At 64.4% G+C, this 5,721-nt stretch carries 5 protein-coding genes; 1 reads left to right on the top strand and 4 read right to left on the bottom strand.

The features are described 5' to 3' along the window. Positions 1-435: 435 nt before the first annotated feature. On the bottom strand, positions 436-1,224 hold the full coding sequence (locus IBL25_RS23925) for an AraC family transcriptional regulator (protein ID WP_187780977.1): 789 nt from the start codon (positions 1,222-1,224) through the stop codon (positions 436-438). A 128-nt stretch (positions 1,225-1,352) separates the two neighbouring features. Here IBL25_RS23925 and IBL25_RS23930 point away from each other — a divergent pair, with 128 nt between their 5' ends. After that, positions 1,353-2,054, top strand: coding sequence for an SDR family oxidoreductase (locus tag IBL25_RS23930; protein ID WP_187780978.1), 702 nt, complete (start codon positions 1,353-1,355; stop codon positions 2,052-2,054). 513 nt (positions 2,055-2,567) lie between these two features. On the opposite strand, the gene IBL25_RS23935 is transcribed toward IBL25_RS23930, so the two are convergent. From IBL25_RS23935 to IBL25_RS23945, 3 genes are read right to left on the bottom strand one after another with little or no spacing between them, the layout of a single operon-like run. Then, the gene (locus IBL25_RS23935) at positions 2,568-3,059 is read right to left on the bottom strand and encodes a RidA family protein (RefSeq protein ID WP_187780979.1); all 492 of its coding nucleotides are present in this window, start codon (positions 3,057-3,059) and stop codon (positions 2,568-2,570) included. Further along, entirely contained in the window at positions 3,056-3,526 is a 471-nt protein-coding gene (locus IBL25_RS23940) for a c-type cytochrome (protein WP_187780980.1), read from the bottom strand. Before IBL25_RS23940 ends, IBL25_RS23935 begins: the two co-directional genes overlap by 4 nt. Next, entirely contained in the window at positions 3,523-5,118 is a 1,596-nt protein-coding gene (locus IBL25_RS23945) for an NAD(P)/FAD-dependent oxidoreductase (RefSeq protein ID WP_187780981.1), read from the bottom strand. The genes IBL25_RS23940 and IBL25_RS23945 overlap by 4 nt, the downstream gene beginning before the upstream one ends. Positions 5,119-5,721 lie beyond the last annotated feature (603 nt).

Consider the following 5,721-nt stretch of genomic DNA (forward strand, 5'->3'; position numbering starts at 1 on the left):
GGCTCTACAGTATCACTTCTGCCCTGCACCACCGTTCGCAACAGAACCGTGCGGAGCACGTTGCTTTGATCGCGCCCAACATCATGAGTGATGACCCAAGCCACTACGGGACCACCTTCGTCTAGCACGCTGTGCGGCACGCCAACGGCATGCGGCACTATGTCTTGGTGACTCTTTTGCAACCCACCCGGGCTGCAGCGGCGACCGGCCCAACACTGCGGCCGGACTACGCCTGTCTGACGGATTGCGGCAGTGGCCGAGTGCCCGCTGCGCGTCACTCCGTAATTAAAGGCTTATGTGTTAGCGAGGATTTAAATATGACATGGCCTGACCGGCAGCAGTCATTCCAGCCCCGACAGGATTCTTGAAGACGCCGCCAGGAGCCCGCACGATCACCGTAGCGGCGCCGTGGAGCCCTAGTGTTGAGGCGAGTCTCTACTCTCGGCCTGACCTGGCGAAGTAGCGGCTCGGCGTCTGGCCTAATGCCTTCTTAAACATGGTGATGAAGGCGGTGACCGACTCGTAGCCGAGGTCGCCCGCCACCTGCTGCACCGATGCGCCGCCCGCCAACTCACGCATCGCGACAACCAGGTGGAACTGCTGCCGCCAGCGCCCGAAGCTCAGCCTCGTCTCTGTCAGCATCAGCCGCGTCAGCGAACGCTCGCTCATGGCGACGCGCGCCGCCCATTCCCCCAGCGTGCTGCGGTCGCCCGGATTGGCCGTCAGGGCATCCGCGATCAGGCGGATCTTGGGATGATTGGAGACGGGAAGATTGAGATGCTCCTTCGGCATCAGCGCCAGCTCGTCGAGGAGCACGCGCACCAGCCGGCCGTTCTGGTCGTCCGGCGCGTAATCATGCGGTGCGTCCGCCAGACGGTGGATCATCTCCCGCACCATCGCCGAGACGGTGATGGTGCAGCACTGCTCCGGCAGAGCGGCCGCGCCCGGCTCGACAAAGAGGTAGGAGAGGCGCGCGTTTGGCGTGGCACGGTTGCTGTGAAGCTGGCCGCCCGGGATCCACACCCCGCGATGGGGCGGCACCACCCATAGGCCATTGGCGGCGGTGCAGGTGACGGCACCTTCCAGGGCCAGCACCAGTTGCCCCTTGCGGTGCCGGTGCATTGGTATCTCCAGGACGTAGTTCCTGAAATCGAGGCGCAGTGCGACCGCCGGGCGGTCGGTCTGGTCTGGGTCATGCTCCGTGGTGCAGGAGAGCAGGGGCATCACGTTTGGCCGGATTTAGAGATTGTTTGGCAGGGTATCGCAATCCGTAGCCAGGGTAAGCCGCTATGTGAGCGATGCTGACCGGAATCGTGCCCGACACATCATCTGACCAATCAAGGAGGTAAACCATGGGCGAGAAGGTTGCCATCATCACCGCGGCTGGCAGCGGCATGGGGGCCGCGACGGCGCGGCGGCTCGCGGCGGACGGGTTCAAGGTCGCGGTCCTGTCCTCCTCCGGCAAGGGCGAGGCGCTGGCGCGGGAACTCGGCGGCCTCGGGGTGACCGGCTCAAACCAGTCCGCCGAGGATCTCGAGCGGCTGGTGGATCAGACGATGCAGCGCTGGGGCCGGGTCGACGTGCTGGTCAACAGCGCCGGGCATGGCCCACGGGCGCCCATCTTGGAGATCACCTACGAGCAGTGGCACGCGGGCATGGACGTCTACTTCATGAACGTGGTGCGGCCGGTGCGGCTGGTGGCACCCCTCATGAAGGCGCAGGGCGGCGGCGCCATCATCAACATCTCAACGGCCTGGGTCGTCGAACCCAGCGACATGTTCCCGACTTCGGCCGTGTTCCGGGCAGGGCTGGCCGCTTATACCAAGATCTTCGCCAACACTTATGCGGCCGACAACGTGCGGATGAACAACGTGCTGCCGGGCTGGATCGACAGCCTGCCTGCCACCGAGGAACGGCGGCAGAGCGTGCCGATGGGCCGCTACGGCCGGGCCGAGGAGGTCGCCGCGACCATCAGCTTCCTGGCGTCCGACGGAGCGGGCTACATTACCGGCCAGAACCTCCGGGTGGATGGTGGCGTCACGCGGGCGATCTGACCGGCATGGGTGCTGTGATGGGGAATAGCGGGATTGTGGTGCGTGACATGCCGCAGCCATGGGAAGGCGGCCTGCTGGCGCTCAGGCTCGAAGGCGTGGCAGCAGGCTGATGGACTGGCCCTGGTTCCCGGTATGGTCCACCAGTGGCCGGGAACAGTGGCGCCATAGCGGTTAGGGCCTGTCGGCCATTCGTCGCCATCGGCTTGGTAGAAAGCTGCTGAACCGTTCGAATGGCTGCTCTGGGTGCTGAGCGGTCAGTCGCGGCAATCGCAGGGCAGCCAACCAACGGGCACACTGATGGAAGATTACCGTACCGGGTGCTGCCGGAGAAGGCTGCAGATTCAGACACTCAGACGCCCCAAGTGCACGCCTCAAAGCGGGCGCTGCCTCGCCCGCATGCGATGAGGCACGATCCCTGGTGCCCCTCCCTGTTCACGAGGAGGGGCACGGCTGAACTTCACCGTTCTCGCCAGAGCCAAGCCTGACAGCCCCGTGTCTCCTTCTGAGGGAGACCTAGGGGCGAACGGCTGTTACTTCGATCTCGACCAACCAGCCGGGGTTCACCAGTCCTGCTACCTGCATGACGGAGCGCGCAGGAAGGTTAGGCTGGGCCGCGGTGCCGTATCGTTCAGTATAGGCTGCCATGAAGCCCTCGAAGTCCATGCGGCCTGCCTTATCCGGGTCGCCGACGAGAAAAACCTGCATGCGCACGACATCGCCCAGGCCGAGGCCGATGGAGCGCAGCGCGGCCTCGATACGATCGAGCACGGATTTTGTCTGCGTGCGGGTATCGCCAAAGGAGGCCGTGGAATTGCGCGGGGCGTCCTGATTCGTCGCTGCCGGAACCATGCCGCTGACGAGGACCTGTGTGCGGCCGGCGGGAATCTCCACCGCCATGGCGATAGGGAAGTTGGAGCCGGGTGTGCGATGGCGCGTGACGTCCTGCGCGGCGGCCGGGAGGGCAAGCGCGCAAAGGGCGGCCGAAAGCGTAAGCACACGGATCATTGGCGAAGGGCCTTCACGTCATCAGGGGTTGCGGGATCGGCGACGTAGCGATTGCCGAGGTTACTGCGGACGTAGTTGACGACGGCGGCAACCTGCGCATCGTCCATCTGGTTCGCGAAGCCCGGCATGCCACGCAGGCCGTTGAGGACGATGCTGGCGGGATAACCGGCCTGCTCCAGCTTCTCATTGCCGGCGAGTGCCGGATAGCGGCCTGCGCCGGTGGCGCCACGCCCGTCGGGCATATGGCAGCCAGCACAGGTCGCGGCGTAGAGCGCGGCGCCCTCACGCTGGCCAAAGCGGGTCGCGGAGACGAAGCCGTGGCTGTCTGACGCCGCGCCATCGTTCCGCTGCTGCGCGCTGGCTGGCGCTCCTGCGGCGGCTGGATCCTGTTGTGATTGCGGCTGCTGCGCGGCGGCGGGGAGAGCGAGGAGAGCCGCCGCGGTCGCGGCGATGGCAAAGCGGTTCATGTGGACACCACACGGCGATGGAGGCGGGAGACGGCATCCAGAGCAGAAAGGACGGCGCCTTCCTGCCAAGCGGGAATATACGAGGCGTGCTCGCCGGCCAGCAGGATACGGTTGTCGAGCGCGCACAGATTGTCGTAGTGCTCCGCCCGCGTCGTATCGGTCCATATGCCATTGCAGCCGAGTGCCCAGGGAACGCGATGCCAGCCGACAGAGGCGCCGTTGTCGAACTCCTCCCGATACTGAGGATGGATCTGGGCGCCCCATTCCACGGCCCGGCGGACACGCTCCTCCGGGGGCAGGGCTGTGAACTCGAAGGCATAGGGGCCGAAGGCATAGGCACCGAGAAGGACACCCTTGCCGCGCGAGCCGTAGCCATAGGCTGGGTACTGGATCATGCGGATCGGCAGATCGGTATAGGTGATGCCGGCGTAGATGTGCTCGTCCTGCTCCCAGAAGCGGCGCTTCATCTGCAGGCCGACCTTCACCGAAGCGGCATAAGGCACAGCCTGGATGGCGGCAGCCATCGGGCCGCTGACATTCATCTCCAGCTGGCTCAGGATCGAGAGGGGGATCGTGGCAAGGCAATAGTCGGCGTGGGCCTGCTGTACCGCTCCAGGGCGGTTCGTCTCCTCGAAGGCCACGGTGACGCCGCGGTCGTCCTGCTGGATGCCGACGACCTTGCGGTTGTACTGGATCATGTCACCGCATTCGCGTGCCATGGCCTGCGCGATCACGTCCATGCCACCGACGGGTTGGAACATCGTCATCTGGAACTCATAGAGCGCACCCGAGGCGAGATACGACCAGCCGCGAGAGGAGAGGACGTCCTTCAGTGACATCGGTTCGGACGGCACGGGGCGGGCGCTCAATCCGCCACCCGGGTCTTTCTCGAAACCGCGGCGGTCGGAGGTCAGCACGTTCTTCGCATAATTCAGATTGCGGTCGAGTGCTCCGAAGCTTCGAAGAGATTCGATGAGGATCTCGCCGTCTTCTTTCGTGATCATCTCGTCCAGCTTGCCCTGCCGCGTGGACTTGGCGAGCAACTCGGCAATGCCGCCTTGGTAGTCCGCCATGATCTCGCGATAGCGCTTCGGACGGCCGTTGAAGGCCTGAACGCCATGGACCATCGCATTGTGGTTGACCTGAATGAACGGCTCCAACGGCACGTTCAGCCGGTGGGCATAATCCAGGATGCCACGGTGATTATAGGGAATGCGCCAAGGACCAGGATTGAAATACTGGCCTTCATCGAAGCGGATCTCCTGCGTCGCGCCCCCGAGTTCGGTGTAGCGGTCGCCGCCGCGCAGGGTCCAGACGCGGCCGCCAGCCTTCTCACGGTATTCCAGCACCTGGACGCGGTAGCCGGCCTTGCGCAGTTCCATCGCGGCAACCATGCCCGCAACGCCGGCGCCCAGAATAAGAACGGAAGCACCCTTGGGGTCGCCTTCGAGGCGGATGGGGCCAGTATAGCTGGAAGCGGCTGACACGCCGAGGGCGGTCATCGCCTGGTACATTGCGGCGCCGCCTGCGGCGAGGCCGATACGAGTGAGAAGGCCGCGGCGAGTTGCAGCGGCCGTGGGAATGTCACTCATGGATTGCGTCCGCCTCCTGGTGCTCGCAAGCGTGGGACAGCGAAGCGAACTCCCGCCAGCCGATTCGGCTCTGGCGAACTGCACGGATGCGTGAGCGTGTACTCACCTGACCACGACGGCTAGAGGGTTTGGGTGCATCCGCCCGTCCAAGGCTTTCACGACGGTGCCGCTGGTATTCATCTTCAGGTACCAGGCGCTTGGCTGCGCCAAGCGGGATGCTGCTCGGCAGTCACCGGATGATGAATGAGGAGAAGAGTCAGATGATTAGCCGCTTGATCTAGCAACAGCTTGCTGGCGGCCAGCCTTGGCAGTGACGCTCGTCAAGACCTACTCGCCAAATTGATGGCGAGGTGAGCGTCTATCCGGCTTTAGAGGGCTTCTTTCCGGAAGCGGCCATTCTGCCTGCGGCTTAATCTGGCCATATGAATCATCGCTGGCGGAGTTCGGTTTGGGCCGAACCCGGCGACAGCCGCCGGTTGCGGCAACGGTCCAACCGCCTCCATGAGGCTTGGTTAGGCTGTAGTGTATCGTGCTTTGAAAAGGAACCTGAAAGACCGCTTCTTAGAGCCCGCTTCATAACGGCCGAGGCAGGGTGAGCGGCGA

This window comes from Pseudoroseomonas ludipueritiae, assembly GCF_014490445.1.
Taxonomy (GTDB): Bacteria; Pseudomonadota; Alphaproteobacteria; order Acetobacterales; family Acetobacteraceae; genus Pseudoroseomonas; species Pseudoroseomonas ludipueritiae.

What these genes read in the sequence shown, in the direction of transcription:
- IBL25_RS23925 (WP_187780977.1), bottom strand. Translation starts at nt 1,224, where the DNA reads ATGCCCCTGCTCTCCTGCACCACGGAGCATGACCCAGACCAGACCGAC.
- IBL25_RS23930 (WP_187780978.1), top strand. Translation starts at nt 1,353, where the DNA reads ATGGGCGAGAAGGTTGCCATCATCACCGCGGCTGGCAGCGGCATGGGG.
- IBL25_RS23935 (WP_187780979.1), bottom strand. Translation starts at nt 3,059, where the DNA reads ATGATCCGTGTGCTTACGCTTTCGGCCGCCCTTTGCGCGCTTGCCCTC.
- IBL25_RS23940 (WP_187780980.1), bottom strand. Translation starts at nt 3,526, where the DNA reads ATGAACCGCTTTGCCATCGCCGCGACCGCGGCGGCTCTCCTCGCTCTC.
- IBL25_RS23945 (WP_187780981.1), bottom strand. Translation starts at nt 5,118, where the DNA reads ATGAGTGACATTCCCACGGCCGCTGCAACTCGCCGCGGCCTTCTCACT.